Annotated in this window: 22 protein-coding genes, 1 tRNA gene and 2 pseudogenes; 15 read left to right on the top strand and 10 right to left on the bottom strand. The window is 69.9% G+C overall.

Annotated features, from left to right (window positions below):
- Positions 1-9 precede the first annotated feature (9 nt).
- Entirely contained in the window at positions 10-648 is a 639-nt protein-coding gene (locus FG385_RS09590) for a hypothetical protein (RefSeq protein WP_139096287.1), read from the bottom strand.
- Positions 649-992: 344 nt separating this feature from the next.
- Here FG385_RS09590 and FG385_RS09585 point away from each other — a divergent pair, with 344 nt between their 5' ends.
- Both FG385_RS09585 and FG385_RS09580 read left to right on the top strand, forming a co-directional pair.
- Positions 993-2,063 carry an HpcH/HpaI aldolase/citrate lyase family protein gene (locus FG385_RS09585; RefSeq protein ID WP_139096286.1) on the top strand — a complete coding sequence of 357 codons (1,071 nt, stop codon included), beginning with the start codon at positions 993-995 and terminating at the stop codon, positions 2,061-2,063.
- Positions 2,060-2,908, top strand: coding sequence for an HpcH/HpaI aldolase/citrate lyase family protein (locus tag FG385_RS09580; RefSeq protein ID WP_139096285.1), 849 nt, complete (start codon positions 2,060-2,062; stop codon positions 2,906-2,908). Before FG385_RS09585 ends, FG385_RS09580 begins: the two co-directional genes overlap by 4 nt.
- Before the next feature lie 9 nt (positions 2,909-2,917).
- Here the strand turns inward: FG385_RS09580 and FG385_RS09575 are convergent, their stop codons facing one another.
- The 4 genes and pseudogenes from FG385_RS09575 to FG385_RS09565 all read right to left on the bottom strand — a co-directional run bounded on the left by FG385_RS09575 (position 2,918) and on the right by FG385_RS09565 (position 6,276).
- A complete protein-coding gene (locus FG385_RS09575; protein ID WP_139096284.1) occupies positions 2,918-4,753 on the bottom strand; it encodes a hypothetical protein in 1,836 nt (611 codons plus the stop codon).
- Positions 4,754-4,782: 29 nt separating this feature from the next.
- Positions 4,783-5,121, bottom strand: a pseudogene (locus FG385_RS09570) (amidase family protein); the annotation flags it as partial.
- The gene (locus tag FG385_RS35290) at positions 5,094-5,219 is read right to left on the bottom strand and encodes a hypothetical protein (protein ID WP_268815917.1); all 126 of its coding nucleotides are present in this window, start codon (positions 5,217-5,219) and stop codon (positions 5,094-5,096) included. The pseudogene FG385_RS09570 and the gene FG385_RS35290, both read right to left, overlap by 28 nt.
- Positions 5,220-5,247: 28 nt before the next feature.
- Complete coding sequence (locus FG385_RS09565) at positions 5,248-6,276, bottom strand: trans-sulfuration enzyme family protein (RefSeq protein WP_139096282.1); 1,029 nt, start codon at positions 6,274-6,276, stop codon at positions 5,248-5,250.
- Between the two features lie 72 nt (positions 6,277-6,348).
- Between FG385_RS09565 and FG385_RS09560 the strand changes: the two genes are divergently transcribed.
- A complete protein-coding gene (locus tag FG385_RS09560) occupies positions 6,349-6,723 on the top strand; it encodes an FKBP-type peptidyl-prolyl cis-trans isomerase (protein WP_139096281.1) in 375 nt (124 codons plus the stop codon).
- Here FG385_RS09560 and FG385_RS09555 read toward each other — a convergent pair.
- Positions 6,720-7,619 carry a LysR substrate-binding domain-containing protein gene (locus FG385_RS09555; RefSeq protein WP_139096280.1) on the bottom strand — a complete coding sequence of 300 codons (900 nt, stop codon included), beginning with the start codon at positions 7,617-7,619 and terminating at the stop codon, positions 6,720-6,722. The genes FG385_RS09560 and FG385_RS09555 overlap by 4 nt on opposite strands.
- A 75-nt stretch (positions 7,620-7,694) precedes the next feature.
- Here FG385_RS09555 and FG385_RS09550 point away from each other — a divergent pair, with 75 nt between their 5' ends.
- From FG385_RS09550 to FG385_RS09540, 3 genes are read left to right on the top strand one after another with little or no spacing between them, the layout of a single operon-like run.
- On the top strand, positions 7,695-8,585 hold the full coding sequence (locus FG385_RS09550; protein ID WP_139096279.1) for a serine/threonine dehydratase: 891 nt from the start codon (positions 7,695-7,697) through the stop codon (positions 8,583-8,585).
- 13 nt (positions 8,586-8,598) lie between these two features.
- The gene (locus tag FG385_RS09545) at positions 8,599-8,919 is read left to right on the top strand and encodes a hypothetical protein (protein ID WP_139096278.1); all 321 of its coding nucleotides are present in this window, start codon (positions 8,599-8,601) and stop codon (positions 8,917-8,919) included.
- Between the two features lie 24 nt (positions 8,920-8,943).
- Entirely contained in the window at positions 8,944-10,584 is a 1,641-nt protein-coding gene (locus FG385_RS09540; RefSeq protein ID WP_139096277.1) for a hypothetical protein, read from the top strand.
- Here the strand turns inward: FG385_RS09540 and FG385_RS09535 are convergent.
- Positions 10,535-12,526, bottom strand: coding sequence for an AAA family ATPase (locus tag FG385_RS09535; RefSeq protein WP_160148758.1), 1,992 nt, complete (start codon positions 12,524-12,526; stop codon positions 10,535-10,537). The genes FG385_RS09540 and FG385_RS09535 overlap by 50 nt on opposite strands.
- A 214-nt stretch (positions 12,527-12,740) precedes the next feature.
- Positions 12,741-12,823, bottom strand: a tRNA-Leu gene (locus FG385_RS09530).
- Positions 12,824-12,949: 126 nt separating this feature from the next.
- Between FG385_RS09530 and FG385_RS09525 the strand changes: the two genes are divergently transcribed.
- The 9 genes and pseudogenes from FG385_RS09525 (at position 12,950) to mptB (FG385_RS09490) (ending at position 23,196) form a co-directional block, all read left to right on the top strand.
- Positions 12,950-14,179: a DUF3662 and FHA domain-containing protein gene (locus tag FG385_RS09525; protein WP_139096275.1), complete on the top strand. Its 1,230-nt coding sequence runs from the start codon at positions 12,950-12,952 to the stop codon at positions 14,177-14,179.
- 144 nt (positions 14,180-14,323) lie between these two features.
- Positions 14,324-14,791, top strand: coding sequence for an FHA domain-containing protein FhaB/FipA (locus FG385_RS09520; RefSeq protein WP_139096274.1), 468 nt, complete (start codon positions 14,324-14,326; stop codon positions 14,789-14,791).
- The gene (locus FG385_RS09515) at positions 14,788-16,125 is read left to right on the top strand and encodes a PP2C family protein-serine/threonine phosphatase (protein WP_139096273.1); all 1,338 of its coding nucleotides are present in this window, start codon (positions 14,788-14,790) and stop codon (positions 16,123-16,125) included. Before FG385_RS09520 ends, FG385_RS09515 begins: the two co-directional genes overlap by 4 nt.
- Positions 16,125-17,612: an FtsW/RodA/SpoVE family cell cycle protein gene (locus FG385_RS09510; RefSeq protein ID WP_139096272.1), complete on the top strand. Its 1,488-nt coding sequence runs from the start codon at positions 16,125-16,127 to the stop codon at positions 17,610-17,612. Before FG385_RS09515 ends, FG385_RS09510 begins: the two co-directional genes overlap by 1 nt.
- Positions 17,609-19,078, top strand: coding sequence for a peptidoglycan D,D-transpeptidase FtsI family protein (locus FG385_RS09505; RefSeq protein WP_139096271.1), 1,470 nt, complete (start codon positions 17,609-17,611; stop codon positions 19,076-19,078). The genes FG385_RS09510 and FG385_RS09505 overlap by 4 nt, the downstream gene beginning before the upstream one ends.
- A 3-nt stretch (positions 19,079-19,081) precedes the next feature.
- Positions 19,082-20,275 carry a serine/threonine-protein kinase gene (locus tag FG385_RS09500; RefSeq protein ID WP_139096270.1) on the top strand — a complete coding sequence of 398 codons (1,194 nt, stop codon included), beginning with the start codon at positions 19,082-19,084 and terminating at the stop codon, positions 20,273-20,275.
- 37 nt (positions 20,276-20,312) lie between these two features.
- Positions 20,313-22,316: a Stk1 family PASTA domain-containing Ser/Thr kinase gene (pknB, locus tag FG385_RS09495; RefSeq protein WP_139096269.1), complete on the top strand. Its 2,004-nt coding sequence runs from the start codon at positions 20,313-20,315 to the stop codon at positions 22,314-22,316.
- Between the two features lie 93 nt (positions 22,317-22,409).
- Positions 22,410-22,751 (top strand): annotated as a pseudogene (gene mptB / locus FG385_RS35585) (polyprenol phosphomannose-dependent alpha 1,6 mannosyltransferase MptB); the annotation flags it as partial.
- Between the two features lie 49 nt (positions 22,752-22,800).
- On the top strand, positions 22,801-23,196 hold the full coding sequence (gene mptB, locus FG385_RS09490; RefSeq protein WP_139096268.1) for a polyprenol phosphomannose-dependent alpha 1,6 mannosyltransferase MptB: 396 nt from the start codon (positions 22,801-22,803) through the stop codon (positions 23,194-23,196).
- Here the strand turns inward: mptB (FG385_RS09490) and FG385_RS09485 are convergent.
- Both FG385_RS09485 and FG385_RS09480 read right to left on the bottom strand, forming a co-directional pair.
- Positions 23,134-23,769: a hypothetical protein gene (locus FG385_RS09485; RefSeq protein WP_139096267.1), complete on the bottom strand. Its 636-nt coding sequence runs from the start codon at positions 23,767-23,769 to the stop codon at positions 23,134-23,136. The genes mptB (FG385_RS09490) and FG385_RS09485 overlap by 63 nt on opposite strands.
- On the bottom strand, positions 23,766-24,533 hold the full coding sequence (locus FG385_RS09480) for an ABC transporter ATP-binding protein (protein ID WP_139096433.1): 768 nt from the start codon (positions 24,531-24,533) through the stop codon (positions 23,766-23,768). Before FG385_RS09480 ends, FG385_RS09485 begins: the two co-directional genes overlap by 4 nt.
- Positions 24,534-24,536: the final 3 nt, after the last annotated feature.

Below are 24,536 nucleotides of genomic sequence, written 5' to 3'. Positions count from 1 at the left end.
ACTCAGGCCTCAGGCCACCGGCAGGTCGTAGGAAGCGAGCAGCTGCTCGTAGACCATCTCGTTGATCCACCGCGAAACCGCGTCCTGCGGGAGCAGACTGCGCTCGCGCCGCCCGGACAGGTCGAGCGCGACCGTCGCGTCGGTGTCGGCGGACACGATGGACAAGCCGTACGAGCGGGCGCGCGGCAGGCAGCCTTCGACGTAGTCCTTGGTGAGCACCGCCGACGTCGGCAGCACCATCGCGGCCTCGCCGTAGCGGGCGAACGGGACTGTCGCGGCCATCCCGGTGCGCCAGTGCCGCGCGACCGACAGCACGCCGACGATCTCCGCGGCCGGTGCGGGCGCGGTCCCCGCGAACTCCGGCCAGGTCCAGGTGGCGACGGTCGTGCGGTCGGCCACCGGGCCGATCCCGCACGCGATCCGCTCGGCGTGCACGTCGGTGCGCAGCCGCGCGACCACGCACACGCGGCGGCCGAGCATCGTCACCTCGGGCAGCACGACGCCTTTCCAGCCCAGCTGCGCCGCGGCGGCGCCGGCCAGGTACGAGGCACTCGCCGGAAGCTCGACGGGCGGGACCACCCGGGTGGGAAATGACCGGCTCTTGCCGGCCACCACCGCGTCGCCGGTGTGCCCTGGTGTAACCGCCACGAGTCCGCCTCCTCGTTATCCCTGCCGCCTGTGCCGTGCGTGCCGCTTCCCCCTCGTGAAAAGTGGCACATGACTTGAGTACCAGTGCCGCGGCCCGGGGTCTCCGGGTTGACGAACCAGCTGCGATCGGCGGCACTCGCCGGTCGGTGACCGGTCGATAAGCGGTAATCGGACTTCGGCCCGACTCTGCGACCGAACGGGTGACGGGCAGCCGAACGGTGCTACTCACGGGATTTCCGTACCGCCGAATGGAGCAATCGGCGTGGGCTTCTCCACTGTGGACAGCGGATGACCCACTGGGCCGGTTAGGGTTACTCCTCGGTTACCACAGCGTTGGAGGATCGATGCGTTCGCCGAAGGACTTCTTCGCGCCGCTCGCGGTCGGGGCACCGGCCCCGGTGCGGGAGATACCCGCCTCGCCGTCGAGGATGATTCACTTTTTCGACCCGAGCAACGAGAAGATGGCCGCCAAGGTCCCCGATCTGGCGGCGAAGACCGACGTCCTGCTCGGCAACCTCGAAGACGCCGTGCGCGCCGACCGGAAGGAGGCGGCGCGGGCGGGCCTGGTCTCGATCGCGAAGGCCACGGACTTCGGCGCCACCCAGTTGTGGACGCGGGTCAACAGCCTCGACTCGCCGTGGGTGCTCGACGATCTGATCACGCTGGTCACCGAGATCGGGGACAAGCTCGACGTGATCATGGTGCCGAAAGTCGAGGGCGCGCAGGACATCCATTACGTGGACCGGTTGCTGGCCCAGTTGGAGGCGCGCGCCGGGCTGCGCCGCCCGCTGCTGGTGCACGCGATCCTCGAGACGGCGAGCGGTGTGGCCAACGTCGAGGAGATCGCCGGCGCCAGCCCGCGGATGCAGGGGATTTCCCTTGGCCCCGCCGATCTCGCGGCGAGCCGCCGGATGAAGACGACCCGCGTCGGCGGCGGGCATCCCGGGTACCTCGTGCGCAGCGATCCGGCCGGCGACGATCTGCACTCCGGCCGCACCACCTACCAGCAGGATCTGTGGCACTACACGGTCGCGCGCATGGTCGACGCGTGCGTGCTGCACGGGATCCTGCCGTACTACGGGCCCTTCGGCGACATTCGTGACGTGGTCGCCTGCGAGGACCAGTTCCGCAACGCGTACCTGCTCGGCTGTGTCGGCGCGTGGTCGCTGCACCCCGTGCAGATCGACATCGCGAAACGGGTGTTCTCCCCCGAACCGAAGGATGTGGCGTGGGCGCGCCGCGTGATCGCCGCGATGGGCGACGGTACCGGTGCGGTGATGATCGACGGGAAGATGCAGGACGACGCGTCGGTGAAGCAGTGCCGGGTGGTGGCCGAACTGGCCGACGCGCTCGCCGCGCGTGATGCCGAGCTGAAAGCCGCGTACGACAAGGCAACCGAGGAGGCGCTCGCATGAAACCGCGGCGGTCCGCGCTGTACATGCCCGGCGCCAACGAGCGCGCACTGGAGAAGGCGAAGACCTTGCCGGCCGACGCCCTGATCCTAGATCTCGAGGACGCCGTCGCTCCCGACGCGAAGGAATCGGCGCGGGAGCGGGTGTGCGGGCTGGTCGGTGAGTACGGCGAGCGCGAGGTGACGATCCGCGTCAACGGCCTGGACACCGAATGGCACGACGCCGATCTGCGCGCCGCCGCACAGGCCGGGCCCGCTGCTGTTGTTGTGCCGAAAGTGAATTCTGCTCGCGACGTGCACAACATCGAGCGCGCGCTGGAACTCGGCGGCGCATCCGAGGAGACGAAGATCTGGGCGATGGTCGAGACGCCGGTGGCGATGCTGCACGCGGAGGAGATCGCGGCGGCGAGCGAGCGGCTGACCGTGCTCGTGATGGGCACGAATGACCTGGCGAAGGAGTTGCACGCCGAGTTCGTGCCCGGCCGTGCCCCGCTGCTGGGCGGGCTTTCGCTGTGCCTGCTCGCCGCACGCGCGACGGGCAAGGTCATCCTCGACGGGGTCTACAACGACGTGAAGGATGTCGAGGGTTTCGAAGCGGAATGCTTGCAGGGCCGGCAGTTCGGCTTCGACGGCAAGACCCTCATCCATCCAGGACAGATCGAACCGTGCAACCGGGTCTTCGCGCCGTCGGCGGAAGAGATCGAGCAGGCGCGTCGCGTGATCTCGGCCTTCGAGGACGCGAAGGCCGAAGGCCGCGGCGTCGCGACGGTGGACGGGCGGATGATCGAGAACCTGCACGTGGAGAACGCGCAGCGGGTGCTCGCGCTCGCGGAGGCGCTGGAAGGCTGAGGGAGGTCCCTACTCCTCCGGTTCGTGGAGCCAGTCGAGGGCCTTCCGGGCCGCGTTGGAGACCATGCGGTCCGGGTGGGCGACGACCATCGACTCGAGGACCTCGCGAGTGTGCGGGTGGCCGCAGATGGTCGCGTCCGCCAGGAACAGCAGCTGCGCCGGCCGGGGCTGGGCGGCGAACTCCTCCATCGCCTTCTTCCGGCCCGCCGAGCGGATTCCGGCCGCCAGCACGTCGACCATGCTGTACGCCCGTTCGCGGCCACGGACCTCGCTCTCGTCGATCAGGCCCGCGTCCAGCAGCCAGCTCAGCGCGGCCGGGCCCGCGGCGGAGTGCTCGCGCAGGTCCGCGATCGCCTCGACGCCGGGCTCTCCATACTCCGCGAGCAGCTGGAAGGCGAGCATCCGGTGCTCGAAATCGTCGGTGCGGCGAGCGAGCGCGGACAGTTCGGCGATGGCCTCCTGGGGTTGCCGCGCCGCGAGCCACAGCTGCGTGCCCTCGTCGAACGACTCCTGCGACAGCGGGCCGACGCGCGCGAAGAACACTTCGGCCGTCTCGGCCGACATGTCCTCCAGGGTCAGCGTCGGGACGCCGGCCTCCACTCGCGCGTCGTACATCGCTCGCGCGCCGAGCGGCAGCATCCGGACGACCTGCCGCTCCTCCTCCGGCACGTCCTCGACCGAGTCGACTCCCGCGAAGTCGATCAGGTCCTCGTAATGTTCCTCCGTCGCCGGGCAGACCTCGACCAGCCCGTACTCCGCGAGCCGGTCCAGTACCCGCAACACCGGCGCCGAATCGGCGCTGCGCCAGGTCAGCTCGCCGAGATCGTCCAGGATCTCCACCAGCATCGGCACCGTGGCGCACTCGTCGTCCGCCTGGACGGATTCGAGCAGTTCATAGGCCAGGATCCGGTCCGCCGAACGGCGCCGGACCGGCTCGTCGCGGCTGGCCAGCACGTGCGGCAACGAGGCCCGCCACAACGCCAGGGGATCCGACAGCAGCGGTTCGGCGCGCTTCACCCGCACCAGCCTGCCTTTGAGGACCCGCACCAGCCCGGCCGTCTTCGCGAGCGAGACGAGCGCGGCCGGGTCGGGATCACCGATGCAGTCGGCCAGGTCACGGGCGTCCGACTCGGACAGCCTGCCTTTCGCCGCGAGTTCCCGGCCGTCGCCGACCCAGCCGACGAACCGCCTCAGCCGCCGCAGCACCGGCAGACCGCCGGCCTCCCCGGCGAGATCCTCGTCCGAGGCCAGCGCGAACACCGGCGTCGGTTCCAGCGGCTCGACCTCCGGGTCACCCTCGTAATGCCGGTAGGCGATGTCGTGCAGCAGGTCCTGATCGACCTCGACCTCGCCGTGCTGCACGCTGTCGATGAACTCCTGCGCCTCCGACTCGTCGAGCGGGTCGATCCCGTGCTCGGCCATCGCCACGGCCCAGAACTTGGCCAGCCCGAAGTTCGACGGCTCCCTCATCTCCTCGTCGAACCGGTCCGCGATACCGCGCAGGAACGACCGCAGCACCGACGGGGGTTCGCTGCGCTCGTCGAACAGATCCGCGTCGTCCAGGAAGTCCAGCAACGCCTCGACGGTGGTCAGCACCGCGGAGGAGTGCGGATCGAGCAGCACGACCTTGCGCGGGAACCAGGTCAGCAGCGCCCCGCGCAGGATTTCTCTTGTCCACCGGCCGAGCAGGCCGTCCCGCTCGTACCGGTAGTCGAGCATGGCGCCGGCGACCACGGGATCGATCGTCCGCTGCCGCATCTGCGACCACGCGTCGAGCTCGACGAGCAGGCGCTGACGAGCGTCGATGAAGTCCTCTTCGTCCGCCCCGGTGTAGACCATGCGCATGACACGATGGTCTCAAGTTCCGCGCCCGATTACACCTGTGGACGCCGCCCGCGACCGCGAATTACTTCGAATGCTGCAGCGAGCCGGAGCACCCCCGGGTCGTCGAACCGCTGCCCGGCGATCTGCAGCCCGATCGGCAGCCCGTCGCCCGTGTAACCGCAGTTCACCGACACCGCGGGCCGGCCCGACATGTTGTCCGGCACAGTGAACGAGATGTGCTCGAACGGCCGCCGCGCGTCGTTTGTCGGAGATGCCCAGTCCGACGGTGGGGCGGAGACCTGGCAGGTCGGCGAAAGGACGAAGTCGAAGGGGTCGGTCGCACGCACCGTCGTGGCGCTCATCACGTCGATCTGCGAGAACCCGCGATAGCCTCGTCGATCCGGTTCAGCACCGCGTCGGTCGCCTCGACCGGTGACAGCGTCCCGGCGCGGTACTCCGCCAGCAGCTCGGTCGCACTCTTGAACACGAAACCTCCTCCTTCTCCGGGCGGACGTTCAGCCGAGAGCGTTCTCCAGATCCCCCCAGAGGTCTTCGGGATCCTCGAGCCCGACGCTGAACCTGATCAGCCCTGGCGGCACGTGCGCGTCGCCGGCGTACCTCGCCCGCCGCTCGATCAGGCTCTCGACCCCGCCGAGGCTCGTCGCGTGCACGATCAACTCGAGCCGGCCGACGAATCGCTCGGCCGCACGGGCGTCCGCGAGTTCGAAGGCGATCATCATGCCCTGCCCGGGGTAGCGGACCTTGGTCACGGCTTCGTGGGCTTCGAGGCGCTCGGCCAGCAGCGCCGCCGTCTTCGACTGTTCCGCGAGCCGCACCGGCATCGTGCGCAGGCCACGCAGCGCGAGCCACGCCTCCAGCGCGCCGGGCGTGGCACCGTTGCGGGTGCGGGCGTCACGCAACTCCTGGGCGAGCGTTTCGTCCGCGGCGATCGTGACCCCGAGCAGCAGGTCGCTGTGCCCGCCGATGAGCTTGGTCGCGCTGTGCACCACGACGTCCGCGCCGTCGGCGAGCGGCTGCTGGGCGAGCGGGGTCGCGAACGTGTTGTCCACGACCACCTTCGCGTGTCGACCGGTGAGCGAGGCGATATCCATCAGGTGCAGCGTCGGGTTCGTCGGCGACTCGATCCACAGCACGTCCACCTCGTCGCCCGCGGCGCGCCACGCCCCGGTGTCCTCCGGTTCGAGCTGCCGGACGGTGAACCGGCCCTGCTTCTCGGCGTGCTCGAGCAGGGCGCGGGTACCGGAGTAGCTGAACGTCGGCACCGCGACCTCCGCGCCGATCGGGAACAGCTCGAACACCGCCGCGACCGCGGCGACCCCCGACGCGAACGCCGTGGCCCGGCCACCTTCGAGCGACCCGACCGCCTCTTCCAGCGCGACCCACGTCGGCGTGCCGCTCTCACGCGCGTACGTGAAATCGCCACCGGCGACGTAGGTGCTCGCCGGGACGATCGGCGTGTTCAACGGCTCGCCGGGCTCGTTGGGCCTGCCCGCGGTGACCGCTCGGGTTCTAGGACGCACCATGCGGCCACCCTACGGCGTGCAACCGGGACACAAGGCCGATACGGTGCAGCGACGCGAGGACGAGGAGTAACCATGGCATTGGAGAAGCCCGAGGTGGACCGGCCGGAAGGCCCGCCCCCGGCCGAACTCGAGGTGACCGACCTGACCGTCGGCGAAGGCCCCGAGGCGAGCGCGGGACAGGTCGTGTCGGTGCACTACGTCGGGGTCGCGCATTCGACGGGCGAGGAGTTCGACGCCTCGTGGAATCGCGGTCAGCCGCTGCGCTTCCCGCTCGGCCAGGGGCATGTCATCCCCGGCTGGGACCAGGGTGTGCAGGGCATGAAGGTCGGCGGGCGGCGCAAGCTGGTCATCCCGCCCCAGCTGGCCTACGGCGAACGCGGCGCGGGTGGCGTGATCAAGCCCAACGAGACCCTGATCTTCGTGGTCGACCTCGTCGAAATCGGCTAGAGCCCGGCAACGACCTCCCGCAACATCGTCACCATCGTCGTGACTTGCACGGGAGGTCGTTCTCGGTGCACGGTAAGGATTTCCCGCACCGGCCGCCGCCCGGCGAGGTCGCGGACGACGATCCCGTCGCGGGCGTCCGTGCCGAGCAGGCTGCCCGGGACGAACGAGACCCCGAGCCCGGCCCGTACCAGTGCGAGGATCGCGGCGTAATCGCGCGTCTCGTAGGCGACCCGCGGTTCGATGCCCGTCTCCTCGATCAGGCTGTCCAGGCAGATCCGGCTCGGCGCCTCCGGATCCCCGGAGATCCAGTCGTCCTCGGCAAGATCGGGGAACCGGACCCGTCGCGCCGTCGCGAGCCGGTGATCCGCGGGCAGGACGAGGCGAAGCCGGTCCGACAGCAGCGGCCGGCGCGTGAGGCCTCGCGCGGGCGGCAGCCGCACTCCCGGATAGCGATGCGTGATCAGCAGGTCCAGCTCTCCCGAGACGACGAGGCCGTAGCCGTCCGGCGGTTCGAGATCGAGCAGGCTCAGGCGGGTCCGCGGATGCGCCGCCCGGAACGCCCGGAGCGCGGGCGGCAGCAGGACCTGCCCGGCGGTGGCGAAGGTGCCGATGCCAAGCTGCGCGACCGGCTGTTCCCGCAGTGCCGCGAGCGCCTGTTCGGCCGCGCGCAGCTCGCCCGCGACGGACTCCCCGTGGCCGACCAGCAGGCGGCCCGCCTCGGTGAGCGAGGCGCCGGTCGGCCGGCGTTCCAGCAGCGTGCAACCGACTTCACGTTCGAGGCGGGAAAGCTGCTGCGACAGCGCGGACGGCGTGAACCCCATCCGGCGGGCGGCGGTCGCGATGGACCCGGCGTGCGCGACTTCGACCAGCACGCGCAGGCGTTCGGCGGACAGCATGCCGTAAGTATCGCTTAACTCGCCTTAGCGAAACGCGCTAACGGCTAATGGCCGGGAGCGCGCAGAGTGTGGGGTATGACAGCCACCCTCTCCGCCGAGGTCACCGCCGCCGCGGACCGGATCCGCCCGTACGTGCGCCGCACGCCGGTCCTGCGCGCCGAGTTCGACGGCCGCCCGCTCGTGCTCAAGCTGGAACACCTGCAGCGGACCGGCTCCTTCAAACTGCGCGGCGCGCTCAACGCACTGCTCACCGGCACGCGGCCGGACCACGTGGTGACCGCTTCGGGCGGCAACCACGGCATCGGCGTCGCGACGGCCGCCGCGATCCTCGGCCTGCCCGCCACCGTGTACGCGCCGGTCTCGATCCCGGAAAGCAAGGCGCAGCGGATCGAAGAGGCCGGCGCCCGCCTCGTGCGCGCGGGCGGCACCTACGCCGAGGCCGCCGCGGCGGCGCACGAGGTGACGAACGCCCGCTACGTCGAGGCATACAACGACCGGACGGTGATCGCCGGTCAGGGAACGGTGGCGGCGGAGATCGTCGAAGACGTCCCGGAGGCCGACACGATCGCCGTCGCGGTCGGCGGGGGCGGGCTGGCGGCCGGGATCGCGCTGGGTTCGGGCGGGCGGCGCACGGTCGCGGTCGAGCCGGAACACTGCGGCTGCCTGCATCAGGCGCTCGCGGCCGGACATCCGGTCGACGCGGAGGTGGATTCCGTCGCGTCCTCGGCGCTGGGCGCGACCCGTGCCGGTGAGGTGCCGTTCGAGATCCTGACCGCCTGCGGGGCCCACTCGGTCGTGGTCCGCGACGAGGAGATCCTCACCGCGCGCGACCTGCTGTGGCGAGAGTTCCGGCTTGCGGTCGAACCGGCCGCGGCCGTCCCCTTCGCCGCCTGGCTCGCCGGCCGCGTGCCCGGCGCGCTGCCGTGCCTGGTCGTCTGCGGCGCCAACGCGGACTGGACGCCGTGACTACGGTGGGGAAATGCCCGAACCGATCCTGATCTCCATCGCGGCCGCGCTCGCCGGCAAGGCGGCGACCAGCCTGTACGACCTGGTCAAGAAGAAGTTCGCGAAGAGCCCGGAGGCAGTGGCGGAACTCGAGGCCGCCACCCCCGAGGCCCCGGAGACCATCGAAGCCGTGGCCGAGCGTCTCGAATCGTTGTCGCGTGAGGATCCCGAGTTCGGCGAAGCGCTCCGCGCGGAGTGGGCGCGCCACGACGAAAGCGTGACGAACACCATTTCGGGCAAGGTGCACGGAAAGGTCGTCCAGGCGCGCGACATCCACGGCGACATTCACTTCTGAGCGCGTCTGGCAATATCGGCCGTCGTGTCGGTTGATCGCTGGAGCACGGTACGGGCCGAGAAGACCGTTCTGGCCGTGGTGCACAACACCACCGCGGCCACCCGGCTGTTCGACATCCTCCCGCTGTTCGCGGAGGATCCGCGAGTCGAGACCGTGTTCACCTGCCCGGGCTCCAGCGCCTTCACCCGCGGCACCGGCGCTTTCCTCGCGCGCGCCGGGATCACCGAGGTCCTGCCGTGGAAGCAGGCCCTGCGGCGGCGGTCCGATTTCGCAATCGCGGCGAGCTACGGCGGCGACCTGCACGAGATCGACGCGCCGCTGATGGTCGTGCCACATGGCATGGGCTACAACAAATATCTCGAAACCGGCGGCACCAACGGAGTCTTCGGGCTGTCGTCACCGTGGCTGCTGCACCGCGGGGAAACCGTCCCCTCGGTGATCGTGCTGTCCCACGCCGAACAGCGCACCCGGCTCGCCGAGGCCTGCCCGCAAGCACTCGGCGCGGCCGTCGTCGCCGGCGATCCGAGCTTCGACCGCATGCTGGCGAGCCTGCCGCTGCGCGAGACCTACCGGCAGGCGTTCGGGGTGCGACCGGGGCAGCGGCTGGTGGTCGTCTCCTCGACCTGGGGCGCGTCCTCGCTCTACGGCACCGACCCGGACCTGGTGCGCCGGCTCGCGACCCGGCTGGATCTCGACGGCTACCGGCTGGTGGTCGCGCTCCATCCGAATATCGCCGGGCACCATTCGCCGTGGCAGGTAAGGATGTGGCTCGCCGACTGCGCACGCGCAGGTGTCCTAGTGCTGCCCAGCGAACTGCTGTGGGGACCCGCGCTGGTGGCGGCCGATCTGACCATCGGGGATCACGGTTCGGTCAGCTTCTACTCCGCCGCGCTCGGTACCCCGCTGCTGCTCGCGACCGCACCCACCGGCGCGGTGGACCCGAAATCGCCGGTCGGGCGGTTGCTCGAGATCAGCCCCCGGTTCGACGCCGGGGCCGATCCGGAGCCGCAGCTGAACCGCCTGCTCGCCCGGCACGAACCGGATACTTTCGCGGCCATCACGGACCTCACGACCTCGCTCCCGCGAAGATCAGCGATCGCGCTCCGCGAGACGATCTATCGCTGGCTTGATCTCCCCGCACCTCGCACACCCGCCGAAACGCGCGCGCTACCCGTTCCGGACGTGGCGTTGCCGTCGGCGCACGCCCAGCTCGTCCTGGTCGAACTCCGTGGTGCGGAAGCGAAAGTGACCCGATTCGCCGCGGAGGGCCTGCGCGAGCCGGCGCTGGCTCCGGCCGGCGGTCAACTCGTCGTCGACACGCGGGAACCGAGCGCGCGCCTGCTCGACCTGGCCGATGTCCTCGTGCACGATCGTCCGGCGGATCCCGAACGGTGGATCGAGGCCACCTTGCGCGCGTTGCCAGGCTGCCAGGTGGCCGCGGCCCGGATCGACGACCGGACCTGGCTGATGGGTACGGCCGGGCGGGCGCTGCTCCGGCTCGACGAGGTCACCGGACCCGCCGCCGCTTTCGCGGCCGTGCTGGTACACGGCCATTTCCCCCGGCGGCTGACAGTCGTGACCGGCGAAGAACGGCACACCGCGACGGTGACCGTACTCAGTCCCGGCCGGCAAGCCGGGTTTCGGCCTCGACGGTCAGCTCGGTGAGCCCGCGTTCGCGGAAGATCTCCAGCGCCTCGGTGAGGTGCTGGCGGGCAGTGTCCCCTTCGGACAGTTCGGCCAGCTGCATGAAGGCCTCGCCGCGCTCCCTCGGCTTGCCCTGCGCCAGCACCCGGCGCAGCGCGGCTTCGTCGTGCAGCCTCCGCCCACGCCACAGGTCGATCTTCGCGAGGTTGTAGGGCTCGCCGCGCAGACCGGCCGCGGCCTCGTCCAATAAGGACGGTACTTCGTCGCGAGGCGCGACCTTCGCGAGATGCAGCCGAGCCAACGCGCTCCGGCGGCCGTCACCGATTCCGCGCGCCAGCTGAAGGTTGCGCCGCAGCACGCCTTCGGCGACCTCGGGCTCGCCGTTGGCGAGGTGCGCCAGCCCGAGGGTTTCGACCGCGGTCGCCTCGGCTTCGGCGTTGCCCACATGGGTTGCCCTGGTCGAGGCCTCGATCGCCTGCATAGCGGCGCCGCGTTGTAGGTGCGCGAAGCCGAACTGGGCCCCGAGCACCGATTCGGCGAGCTGGTCACCACGAGCCTTCGAGGCCTCGATCCCCAGCTCGCTGACCGCGGCCAGATCCTGGGTGTGCCCGCCGCGTTCGTAGTAGGCCCAGAGCGCGATCGCGAACTGGCACACCTGCTCGAGTTCCCCGAGCCGGTACGCCTCTTCGACGGCAGCCCGCAGGTTGACGGCCTCGTCGTCCAGCCATTGCTCGACGGGGAACTCCGGCACCCGGACGGTAGGCAGCATCGTCCGGTGCCACACGCGATTGGGCTGCAACGTCTTCGCGGCCGCCGAGACGAAGGTGAGGTAGTAGCCGAGGAAATTCCTCACCAGCTTGTCCGGCTCTGCCGCCTTCGTGCGCGCATGCCGCCGGACGAGACCGGACATCAGGAAGCGACCGTGCGATTCGGTCACCAAGCGCGCGGTTTCGAGCGCCTCCAACGCTTCGATGGCGTCCTCGGCCGGCATCCCGACGACCGCGGCCACAGCGTCCGGCCCGACGTCGCCCGTCCCGGGATGCGCGCCCAGCGCCTCGTAGCAGGCCCGTGCCGGTTCGGGCAGCCGCTCGTACGCGGCATCGAAGACGACGGTGACCGACAGGCTCTCGTTCTTCGACAGCTCCCGCAGGATCCGCTCGTCGCGGCTGAGCTTGGCCGCGAGCCACGATGCCGGGCGCTCGGCGAGCATCGTGCCGACGACGCACAGCGCGATCGTCGATCCGTCACAGATCGAGATCAGCCGCTTGATGATGTCCGGATCCTCCGCCAGACGGCCGGTGCCGGCAAGCTGGCCGAGCAGCTCACGGGCGGCCGTGTCCGGCATGCGAACGAGGTCGATGAAGGTCGCGGGCGCCGAAGCGCGCAACGCACCGAGGCTGCCGGCTGCCGTGACGAGCACCGCCGAACCGCCTGAACCCGGCAACAGGCTCCGGACCTGTGAGACGGTCAGCGCGTCGTCGATGACGAGGGCGATCCGCTTGCCCCGGGTCCACGAGCGCCACCAGCCGGCGCGGCCGTCCAGGCTGTCCGGGATTTCGTCCGGTCTGTGCCCGGTGGCGAGGAGCAGTTCGCGCAACGCTGAACGCTCGCGGTCCGGACCATTGGGACCGCTGGCGAGCCGGACGAAGAACTGCCCGTCCGGATAGTCCTTCTTGTGCTGTTCGACCCACCGGTTCGCGAACGTGGTGCGGCCGGATCCCGGTTCGCCGCGAATGATCGCGACCCGTGGGCCGGTCGTATCGGAGAACCAGCTGTCGAGGTCGGCGAACGGGCCCTCGCGGTCGGTGAAGTACACGGTCGTGACCGGGACCTGGCACAGTGCCTCGGCCCGCCGCTCGCCGTGGTAGTGGATCTGCCCGATATCGCGGGCCATGACCAGCGACTCCGCCTCACCGTCGAACTGGTTGCGCACCGCGACTCCCCCGTAGCTGAGACACGTCAACGTCAGACAGTACCGCGCCCCACCGCACCCCAAACAGCACTCGCCCCAGCGCACCGCAGCCATAGATGTGACGTACACCACGCCAACCAGATGCTGGTCCCCACACAACGCCCCCAGCGCCCGCCAACGCAAGGAGCTAGCACCGCAGGGTCCGGGGGCTCGGCCCCCGGGAGAGATAAGGACACCGGGAAGGTGGGAACACCACCGAACAGGGTGGGCGAGGAGGGAGTTGAACCCTCACGTCCTTACGGACACACGGACCTGAACCGTGCGCGTCTGCCATTCCGCCACTCGCCCGAGTGCGACAGCCAGGAAACTGTATCAGGCTGGGCTCAGGCGTTTTCGCAGGGCCCGTGTCGATGGGCCCGGATGCCGATAGGATCGGGTGCGAAAGCACACGTGTGGAGGAGGTAGCGATACCCGGTGGGCCGCGTTGAACGCTTCGATCGACGCCTGGAAAGCCTGGTGGGGAACACCTTCGCGCGTATGTTCGGCGGCAATGTCGTCACCCAGGAGGTGGCGCAGGCCCTGGAGCGCGAGAGTGAGGACAACGTTCGTGAGCTGGCCGGCGGTAGGCTCCTGGCCCCGAACCACTACGTGGTTTCGTTGGGCCAGGCGGACCATGACCGCATGGCGGGAGACGAACGGCGCGTCACCGCGGTGCTCGCGGAAGCGGTGGGACAGCATCTCGCCGAGCACGGCTGGGACACCTATGGTGACGTCGTAGTCTCGCTCGAGCGCAACGAGGCGCTGCACACTGGACAATTCAAGATCCGTTCATCCGTCGATCCGGACGTCAGCGCGCGCGGCGGCCCGGATCCAGGACGGCCAGCTCTACCCAGCAACGCAGGAGACCCAGCAATGAGCCAGCCCCCCGGCTACGGCCAATACGACCAGGGTGACCCGTACGGCCAGCAAGGCGGTCAGTACGGCTACGGACAGCAGGGACAACCCGGGTACGACCAGGGCGGCTACGGCGGCCAGCAGGGGTACGACCAGGGTGGCTACGGCCAGCCCGGCTACGACCAGGGCTATGGCGGTCAGCAGGGCGGCTACGACCAGGGCTACGGCCAGCAGCCCCAGGGCGGCGGCTACGACCAGGGCTACGGCCAGGGTGGTTACGGCCAGCCCCAGCCCGGCTACGAGCAGGGCGGCTATGACCAGGGCTACGGTCAGCAGCCCCAGGGCGGTTACGCCCAGCCCGGCTACGAGCAGGGCGGCTACGGTCAGCCCCAGCCCGGCTACGAGCAGGGCGGCTACGGCGGCCAGCCGCAGCAGGGTGGCTACGGTCAGCCCCAGGGCGCGCCGGACCCGTATGCCCAGCAGGGCTACGCCCCGCCCGCCGTGCAGGGCGGTAACCGCCAGCTGCAGGCGAGCCTGTCGCTCGACGACGGCTCCAACCGCACGTACTCGCTCAAGCAGGGCGGCAACGTGGTCGGCCGCGGCCAGGACGCGGACTTCCGCCTCCCGGACACCGGCGTGTCCCGCCGGCACCTGGAGATCACCTGGGACGGCCAGAGCGCGACGCTCGCGGACATCGGCTCGACGAACGGCACCACGGTCAACGGCACCCCGGTGCAGACCTGGCAACTGGCCGACGGCGACGTGATCAGGGTCGGCCACTCGTCACTGGTTTTCCGGACGCAGGGCTAACCGGTCGGCAGGGCACCTGCCTGATTCGGTTGGCCGAGCCGCTGGGAAGCTGGTATTCCCTGTCCCGCAGAATGACCCTTGCGGGGCCCCGTGGCATACCGGTGTCACGGGCGGGAGTACAGAAGGCGGGAGCTGACACAACAGGTGCCAGAGCTGGTCGTTCAACTCACCAGGGTGGGCTTTCTGATCCTGCTCTGGCTGTTCGTGCTGGCCGCGTTGCGCGTGGTGCGGTCCGATCTGTACGCGGCCTCCGGGCTGAAGGTGGCGATTCCCGGCCTGCGGCGGGGCAAGGACAAGCAGCGGCCCAAGGGGTCGGGCAAGATGCCCCGCCAGCTCATCGTGACGCACGGCGTGCTGGCCGGGACCCGGATCGCGCTCGACGGCCGGCCCATCACGATCGGCCGAGCGGACGACTCGACACTGGTTCTCGACGACGACTACGCGTCGACCCGCCACGCGCGGATCTCGCTGCGCGGGACGGATTGGTACGTGGAAGATCTGGGATCCACAAACGGGACTTACCTCGACCGGGCTAAGGTCACTGCACCCCTCCGAGTTCCACTCGGTGTCCCCATCCGGATCGGCAAGACGGTGATCGAGCTTCGCCCATGACACTCGTGCTTCGCTACGCGGCCCGCAGCGACCGGGGCCTGGTGCGTTCGAGCAACCAGGACTCGGTGTACGCGGGACCGCGCCTGCTCGCACTCGCCGACGGCATGGGAGGCCATGCCGCTGGTGAGGTAGCCAGCAAAGTGGTCATCGCCTCACTCGCCCCGCTCGACGACGACGAGCCCGGCGACGACCTGCTGTCGCAGCTGAGAGAGGCAGTGTCAGGCGGCAACGCCGCGATCTCGGAGCTGGTGGCGAACGATCCTGATCTCGACGGGATGGGCACCACGCTGACCGCGATGCTGTTCTCCGGCTCGCGGCTGGGCATGGTGCACGTCGGCGACTCACGCGCGTACCTCCTGCGCAACGGCCAGTTCTCGCAGATCACGCGTGACGACAGTTTCGTCAACGAACTGCTCGAACAGGGTCGGATCACCGCCGACCAGGCCGCCACCCACCCGCAGCGTTCGCTGCTGCTGAAGGCGCTCACCGGGCATGAGGTCGAACCGAGCCTGACCGTGCGCGAGGCCCGTGCCGGAGACCGCTACCTGCTCTGTTCGGACGGCCTGTCCGGCATGGTGAGCGACGAGACTCTCGCCGAGGCGATCCAGATCCCGGATCCGCAGGACTGCGCCGACCGGATGATCGAGCTCGCGCTCAAGGGCGGTGGCACCGACAACGTCACGGTCATCGTGGCCGACGTGGTCGACGTGGACTTCGGCGAGGACGCCCCGATCGTGGGCGGCGCGGCCGGCGACGGCAGCGACGACTACAACCACCAGGGCGACTCGCCGGCGGCCCGTGCCCGCGCGCTCACCGCGCCGCCGCCTCCTCCGCCGCCGCAGCTGACCGAACAGTTCGAAGAGAATCCGAAGGCCAAACGTCGCAAGCGCTGGCGCTGGCTCGTCGGCATCGTGCTCGTGCTCGTGCTGCTGGCGGCCGGCGCGATCGCGACCCGCTACTTCGTACTCAGCCAGTACTACGTCGGTGTGGGCCCGAACCAGGAGGTCGCGGTCTTCCGTGGCGTACCGGGCAGCATCCTCGGGATCCAGCTGCACCAGGAGGCGGAGGGCTCGTGCCCGCCGGGCAGTTCGCTGTGTGACGTGCTGACCGTGCCCGAGCTGCAGCAGGACGCGCAGAGCGCGGTCCGCAACGGGGTCAAGAAGGACTCCCTGCAGGACGCCCGCGACTACATCAACAACTTCCTCCGGTACAAGACCCTCAAAGACTGCACGCCGCAGCAGCCGACCGGCACCAGCCCGACCCCGACACCCCCGGGCACCGGGCTGCCCGGCACCGGCTGCCCGGCCACGACCCCCTCCGGCGGCGGTGGCTGATGAGCCAGCCCGCGTCGCCCGACTCCGCAGCCGCGATCTACCAGAGCAACCCGCAGCGCGAGTTGCCGACGCGGCGGGGTACCGAGCTGGCCATGCTCGGGTTCGCCGCGTTCATCGTCACCTGCGCGTTCGTCCTGGTACAGGCCAACCAGGAGCAGGAGCTGTCAGTCTCCATCATCTGGTACGGCCTGGCCTATCTCGCGCTGTTCGGGGTCGCGCACCTGGCGGTCCGGCGATGGGCGCCGTACGCGGATCCGCTGATCCTGCCCTCGGTCGCCCTGCTCAACGGCATCGGCCTGGTGATGATCTACCGGATCGACCTGGCGATGGCGGAGAAGGCAACCCAGAGCGGTAACGACTACAGCTCGGCGGCACCCAAGCAGGTGCTGTTCACCACGCTCGCGCTCGCATTGTTCCTCGCGGTGCTCATCCTGGTGAAGGACCACCGCACGCTCACGCGCTACGGCTACACCTGCGGCCTCATCGGGATCGCCGCCCTCGCGCTGCCGGCGATCCTGCCCAGTTCACTGTCGGAGGTCAACGGCGCGAAGGTCTGGATCAGGCTGCCGTTGTTCTCGATCCAGCCCGGCGAGTTCGCGAAGATCCTGCTGATGATCTTCTTCGCCACCTTCCTGGTCGCGAAACGCGATCTGTTCATGATCGCGGGCAAGAAGGTCTTCGGGGTCGAGTTGCCGCGTGCCCGCGACCTCGGCCCGCTGCTGATCGCGGCCGGGGTCAGCCTGCTCGTTCTGGTGTTCGAGAAGGACCTCGGCACCTCGCTGCTGTTCTTCGCCATCGTCCTGGTGCTGATCTACGTCGCGACCGAGCGCGCGATCTGGGTCTTCACCGGCCTCGGCTTCTTCATGATCGGCAGCTTCATCGCGTACAAGCTGTTCACCCACGTCCAGCAGCGCGTGGCGAACTGGATCGACCCACTGGCCACCTACAACCAGCCGGGCGGCGGTTACCAGATCGCACAGGGACTTTTCGGCCTGGGTACCGGTGGGGTCGGCGGCACTGGGCTCGGCGCGGGCCGGCCCGAGATCGTGCCCGAGGCGAACACCGACTTCATCACCGCCGGGCTCGGCGAGGAACTCGGCTTCGTCGGTCTCGCCGCCATCCTGATGGTGTACCTGATCCTCGCCACCCGCGGGATGCGCAGCGCGCTGGCCGTGCGCGACACGTTCGGCAAGCTGCTCGGCTGCGGCCTGTCCTTCTCGATCGTGATGCAGGTGTTCGTGATCGTCGGCGGGGTCACCAAGCTGATCCCGATGACGGGCATCACGACCCCGTTCATGTCCTACGGTGGTTCGTCGCTGCTGGCCAACTACATCCTGGTGGCCCTGCTGCTGAGGATCTCCGACGCGGCGCGGCGGCCGTCCGCGAAACCGCGCCCGAAGGCCCCGCCGCAGCAGGCTCCGCTCGCCGAGGCGAACACCGTGCTGGTCCAGCGGCCGCCGGCCGGCGAGCAGGGGGAAGCCGGATGAACAAGCCCATGCGCCGGGTCGGCATCGCCATGCTCGTCATGGTGGCGCTGCTACTGGCCAACAACACATACCTGCAGGTCGTCAAGGCCGACGACTACCGCACCGACCCGCGTAACCAGCGGGTACTGCTCGACGAGTACGCGCGTCAACGCGGCAGTTTCATCTCGCAGTTCAACGGCCAGGTGATCGCCGACGTGGCGCCGACGAACGACAAGCTGAAGTTCCAGCGCCGGTACCTCAACGGCCCGCTGTACGCGCCGGTCACCGGCTACTACTCGGTGCGCTACGGCTCGGCGGGGCTGGAGCGCACCGAGGACGACATCCTCACCGGTTCGGATCCGCGACTGTTCGTGCGGCGCCTGTCGGACATGGTCACCGGCCGGGACCCGCGCGGCGGCAACGTGCAGCTGACCATCAACCCGGCAGTCCAGCAGGCCGCCTACGACGCGATGACGTCGAAGGGGTTCACCGGCGCGGTCGTCGCGATGAACCCGAAGACCGGCGAGATCCTGGCGATGGTCTCGACGCCGTCGTACGACCCCAACGCGCTGGCCTCGCACGACGCGACGGCGCAGCAGAAAGCCTGGTCGGCGTACACCAGCGACCCGAAGAACCCGATGCTGAACCGGGCGATCTCGGAGACGTACCCGCCCGGCTCGACGTTCAAGCTCGTGGTGGCCTCGGCCGAACTGGAGAACGGGGCCACGCCCTCCACGCCGGTGAGCCAGGCGTCGAGCGTGCAACTGCCCGGTACCAGCGTGACGCTGGAGAACTACGACGGCGAGACGTGCCCTGGCAACACCTTCGCCGACGCCCTCGCGCACTCGTGCAACGTCCCGTTCGCGACGTTCGCCGGTCAGCTGGGCGCGGAGAAGCTGCGCGCGACCGCGGCGAACTTCGGTATCGGCCAGACCGACCTGACGATCCCGACGAAGGTCGTGCCGTCGACGCTCGGTGCGCTGGACTCGACAGCCGCGCTGTACCAGAGCGGTATCGGCCAGCGTGACGTGCGGCTGACCCCGCTGCAGGACTGCCTGCTCGCGGCGACAGTCGCGAACGGCGGGATGGCAATGAAGCCCCAGCTGGTGAAGAAGCTCCTCGCGCCCGACCTGTCCGACCTCGAAGGCTTCACGCCGGAGGAGCTCACCGGCACGCCGGCGCTGTCGTCGGCCAACGCCGGAATCCTCAAGCAGATGATGGAGGCTTCGGAGGACAACACCAAGGGCGGCGGCAAGAGGCCGGACATCAAGATCGCCTCCAAGACCGGTACGGCCGAGCACGGCAACGATCCGAAGAACACCCCGCCGCACGCGTGGTACACCGCCTTCGCGCCCGCCGACAACCCGCAGATCGCGGTCGCGGTGGTCGTGGAGTCCGGCGGTAACCGGGGCCTGGAGGCCACCGGCAGCTCCGTCGCCGCCGGCGTCGGCCGGGCCACGATCAACGCGCTGCTCGGGGGTGGGTAGCGAATGCTGTCCACGGGTCAGCTGGTGGCGGAGCGCTACCGCCTGGTCAGCCGGATCGCCGTCGGCGGGATGGGCGAGGTCTGGCAGGCCAGCGACACCCGGTTGGACCGCATCGTCGCGGTGAAGGTGCTCAAGGCGGAGCTGTCGGGGGACGCCGAGTTCCTGCACCGCTTCCGGACGGAGGCGCGCACGACGGCCTCGTTGAACCATCCGGGGATCGCCGCCGTGCACGATTACGGTGAAAGCGCTCCGGCCGGGGCGGGTGGGGCGCAGGGCGCAGCGGGCGAATCCATTGCTTACCTGGTCATGGAGCTCGTCGAGGGCGAGCCGCTGGCCGGGATCCTCGCGCGCGAAGGGCGCCTCGCCGCCGACCGGGTGCTCGGCATCCTCGAGCAGGCCGGCTCCGCGCTGCAGGCCGCGCACGAGCGGGGCCTCGTGCATCGCGACATCAAACCCGGCAACATCCTGGTCACGCCCGCGAACTCGGTCAAGATCACCGACTTCGGGATCGCCAAGGCCGCGCACGCCGCGCCGGTGACGCGCTCGGGCATGGTCATGGGTACGGCCCACTACATCGCGCCCGAGCAGGCCCTGGGGCACGACGCCGAACCGGCGAGTGACGTGTACTCGCTGGCCGTATGCGGCTACGAATGTCTTGCCGGCCACAGGCCGTTCCGGTCTGAGCATTCGGTGACGGTCGCCATGATGCACATCCGCGACCTGCCGCCACCGCTCCCGCCGGACGTGCCGCCGGGCGCGCGAGCCCTCATCGAGGCGACGCTGGTGAAGGATCCGCGGCAGCGCTACCGGACCGGCGGCGAGTTCGCGGCCGCCACCGCCGCCGTCCGCGCCGGTCACCCACTGCCGGCGCCGTCCGGTCTGGTGCAGGCGTACGTGCCGAACCAGCAGCCGGGCACACCTGTCGGCCCCGTCTCCCATCCGGTGATGCAACCCGTGGCGCCGCCCATGAGTCATCCCAGTGGGGTGATGCCGATGCCCGGCCGGCGCCGGCGGAACCTCACGGCGCTGTGGGTTGTGCTGGCCATCGTGGTCGCGGGCATCATCGTCGCGGCGGCGCTGCTCGTACCCAGACTGCTGAAGTCGGACGATTCGGCACCGCCGGGGCAGATCGGGACGAACCTCGTGCCCAGCCGGGACCAGCCGCCTCCCACCGAACCGAAGACCTACGGGGCATGATGAGTACACCTTGGACGGAATGGACAGGCCTTCTCCGATGAGCGCACCCCGACTGCTCTCCAACCGCTACGAACTGGGCGACACGCTCGGCTACGGCGGCATGTCCGAGGTCCACCACGGCACCGACGTCCGGCTGGGGCGCGAGGTCGCGGTGAAGATCCTTCGTGCCGACCTCGCCCGTGACCCGCAGTTCCAGGAACGCTTCCGGCGTGAGGCGCAGAACGCGGCCGCGCTGAACCACCCGGCGATCGTCGCCGTCTACGACACGGGCGAGACGCAGACCGAGTACGGTCCGCTCCCCTACATCGTGATGGAGTACGTCAACGGCCGGACGCTGCGCGACATCGTCAAGACCGAGGGCCCGATGTCGGAGAAGCGGGCGATGGAGGTCATGGCGGACGTCTGTGCCGCACTCGACTTCTCGCACCGGCACGGCATCGTGCACCGGGACGTGAAACCGGCCAACGTCATGATCACGACGCATGGCGCGGTCAAGGTGATGGACTTCGGGATCGCCCGCGCGATGCACGACGGCCAGGCCGCGATGACCCAGACCGCGGCGGTGATCGGCACGGCCCAGTACCTGTCGCCGGAGCAGGCGCGCGGCGAAGGGGTGGACGCGCGCTCGGACGTGTACGCCGCCGGATGCGTGCTGTACGAACTGATCACCGGTGAGCCGCCGTTCACCGGGGACTCCCCGGTCGCGGTTGCCTACCAGCATGTCCGGGAGGACCCGAAGGCCCCGTCCACGGTGAACCCCGCAGTGTCGCCGGAACTGGACGCGATCGTGCTGAAGGCGCTGGCCAAGGGGCCGGCGAACCGGTACCAGTCGGCCGCGGAGATGCGCTCGGACATGGTGCGCGTGCTGTCCGGGCAGCGCCCGTCCGCGCCGATGGTGATGACCGCCGACGAGCGCACGCAGGTGCTGACCGGCGGCGGCCCGCCGGGCCACGCGGCGGACTACGAGGACTACGGCGACGGCTATGACGAAGAGGATCCGGCTCGTCGCCGTCGCCGCCGCATGTGGACCGCCGTGATCTTCACGGTGATCGCGCTCGCGCTGGTCGCGTTCATCGTGTGGCTGTCGGGGGCGTTCGACACCAAACCGGCGACGGCGCAGGTGCCCGACGTCAAGGGCCAGCAGCAGAACGTCGCGACGGAGACGTTGCGGAACAAGGGCTTCACGAAGGTCACGATCGTGCCGGTGTCGTGCAAGATGCTCGAGACCGGGCAGGCGGCGTGCAACAACCCGGACGACGTCGGCAAGGCGCTGTCCACCGATCCGGCGGCCGGGATGTCGGTGAGCACCTCGACCGAGATCAAGCTGAGCATCGGCGCCGCGCCGGCGAAGGTGTCGGTGCCGGACCTGACCGGCAAGACCGAGGACGAGGCGAAGCAGGCGCTGACGCAGGCCGGGCTCTATCTCGACCCGAACGTGCCGCAGATCGACGTCAGCGACCCGAACCAGTACGGCAAGGTCGTCCGCCAGAGCGTTGGCCCGAGCACGACGGTCGACGAGGGCACGACGGTGACGATCACCGTCGGCAAGACGAAGAACCTGGTCAACGTCACCGACTACACCGGGCAGCAGGCCAGCGTGGCCGAGGCCCAGTTGAAGGCGGCCGGGTTCACCGTCGCGAAGCAGACGCAGGCGTCGGACCAGCCGGCGGGCATCGTGGTCAACCAGAAGCCGAACGGCGGGTCGCAGCCAGAGGGCAGCACCATCACGCTGTACGTGTCCGACGGTTCGCTGCAGCAGATCTCGATGCCGGATCTGACAGGCCTCACGCCGCAGGAAGCGCAGGCGAAGTTGACGCAGGCGGGCTGGGACGGTCAGCTGAACACGCAGGCCGACCCCACGTTCGATCCGAGCAAGGACGGCCTGGTCACTCGCACCGCGCCGACCGCGGGCACGCAGATCACGAAGAGCCAGACGGTCACCATCTACGTCGGCCAGACCAGCGGCAGCAGCAGTAGCTCGACCACACCGACCTCGACCGGCGGCGGGATCCTCCCCCCACCAGGCCGCGGCGGCGGCTGATCGCCGTGTCGGGGCGAGGGTCGTAGCCGGCCGCTCGCTCCGTAACTCCGGGTCCCGCTCAGGGAAGGACCGGGGATTCCCCGGATCACCGGCGTGCCCCGGCTCCGACAGCATGTTCCCAATGGGACTTCGCCAGACGATGAGCGCTGGCCTGCGCGTGGACATCCGGGTTCCACCGGTCGCGGGATTCGCCGGCACTGCGATTACCGGATCACCGCGCTGTGGTGCCTTCCGCTACTGGTCTCGCGCCCCCTGTTCAGTGGCGACGTGCGCAGTTACCTCGCGCAGGGAGTGATCGCGGCACGGGGTCTCGATCCCTACCGGCTTGGGCCGCTGGATGCGCTGGGCCCGGATTCGCCGGTGGTGCAGCAGGTCAGCCATTACTGGCAGAACACGCCCGCGCCCTACGGCCCGGTTTGGATCGCGATCTCCCGGACGAGGTCTCGGCTTCGGCTGGGTCGGCACGCTGAGCGCGTCCGCTCGGGTGCACAGCTGGCTGGCGCCGACCAACCAGCTCGGTTTCCTCGCGAGCGCGCTGGCGGGCGCGGACATCACCACGCGGGCGATCGGAGTATGCGTCTGGATCGGCGCGATCGCGGGCGTGCTCGTCGCGGCCTGGCTGGTTTGGACGATCTTCGTCGGCCGGCGGGACCCGCTGACGGGCCTGGGACTGGTTTTCGCCGTCATGGTCGTTTCGGGGCCGGTCGTGCAGCCGTGGTACGTGCTGTGGGCCGCCCTGCCGCTCGCCGCGTCCGCGCTGTCCCGGCGAGCGCGGACCGCAGTGGTCGCGACGAGCGCCACGGTCGCGATGCTGCTCTCAGCCGCGTCGCTGGTGGACGTAGGCGACCCCGGTCGCGCTGACCGCCAGGACCAGCACTGAGCTCACCACGCTCAGCACCATCGGACCCGCTGCCGGGGTATCGGACGACATCGCGCGGAGCAGCGGGTTGAGCAGCGGGATCCACCGAACCAGCAGCACCACGACGAGGGCCGCCAGCGCGGTGAGCACCGTGTAGCCGATGCGCGGCAGCAGCAGCCGCGAGCAGGGCAGCCCGATCGCGAGTCCGGTGCAGGCCCCGGCCAGGTGGGCGAGCACGCCAAACTCGAGATCGCCTGCCGGCTCGCCGCCGTGCCGCATCGAGGACCACGTCAGCGACACCACCGTGAGTGCCGCGCAGCAGGCCAGCACCGCGACGACCACCCCGCCGAACAACCTCGAGAGCCCGCGCGCGTGGACCCGGGTGATGAGCCGCTGGACCGGGTCCTCGGCGTCGATCAGCGCGATCGTGAGCCAGCACGCCACCACGGTCAGCGCGCCGGCGCTCACCGCGAACTCCGGCATGACCGGCGCGCCCGCGTCGGGGTACAGGATCGCCAGCACCACGACGAACGCGAACGAAGGCGGCAGCCACCGCTGCGAATGGCCGAGCAGCGCCAGTTGGTACCGGATCACCGTGCCACCGCCAGCACCGACCACCCGCGCTGCAACGCGTCCAGCAGCACCTTGTCGACGCGCTCGGCCGGGACCGCCAGCTCGAGCTGGTCACCGTCGCGCGCCGCCACCTCGGTCCACGGCACGTCGCCGCCACCACGCAGCACGATCCGCACCGTCGGGGCCGATTCCCGCAACACGCCGTCAGCCATGCGGAACACCCGCGAAGCGTGCTGCTGCGCGACTTCCTCGTCGTGTGCGGTGAAAACCACGCTCGCCCCGCGCTCGCGGGTGTCCGCGATCAACTCGCCGAGGACACCGTGCGCGGCCGGGTCGAGCCCGGACCACGGCTCGTCGAGCACCAGCAGGTCCGGATCCGTGAGCAGCGCCTGCGCGAGCCCCACCTTCTGCGCGTTGCCCTTCGACAGCTGCTTGATCGGCGTGCGCGGACCACCGGCCAGCGCCAGGCGCTCTAGCAGCCGGGCCGCCCGGGCGTCCACATCGGACACTCCGCTCATCCGGCCGAGATGCCGCAGGTACGCAAGGGCGCTCATCCGGGTCGAGGCCGGGAAGCGGTCCGGCACGTAACCGACCGGCGGCGCACCCTCGATCGTGCCCGAGGAGGGCGCCGAAACCCGCGCGAGGATGCGCAGCAAGGTCGATTTCCCGGACCCGTTCGTGCCGACGATGCCGATCACGGCTGCACGCGGGATTTCCAGCTCGACGCCCGTGAGCACGGGCTTCCCCCGGCCGTAACGCTTACCGACGCCGTGGAGCCGCACCAGCGC

It is taken from the genome of Amycolatopsis alkalitolerans, assembly GCF_006152065.1.
Lineage (GTDB): Bacteria > Actinomycetota > Actinomycetes > Mycobacteriales > Pseudonocardiaceae > Amycolatopsis_E > Amycolatopsis_E alkalitolerans.
Note: the sequence above shows the minus strand (reverse complement) of the source record. Positions and strands in the feature narration are given on the sequence as shown.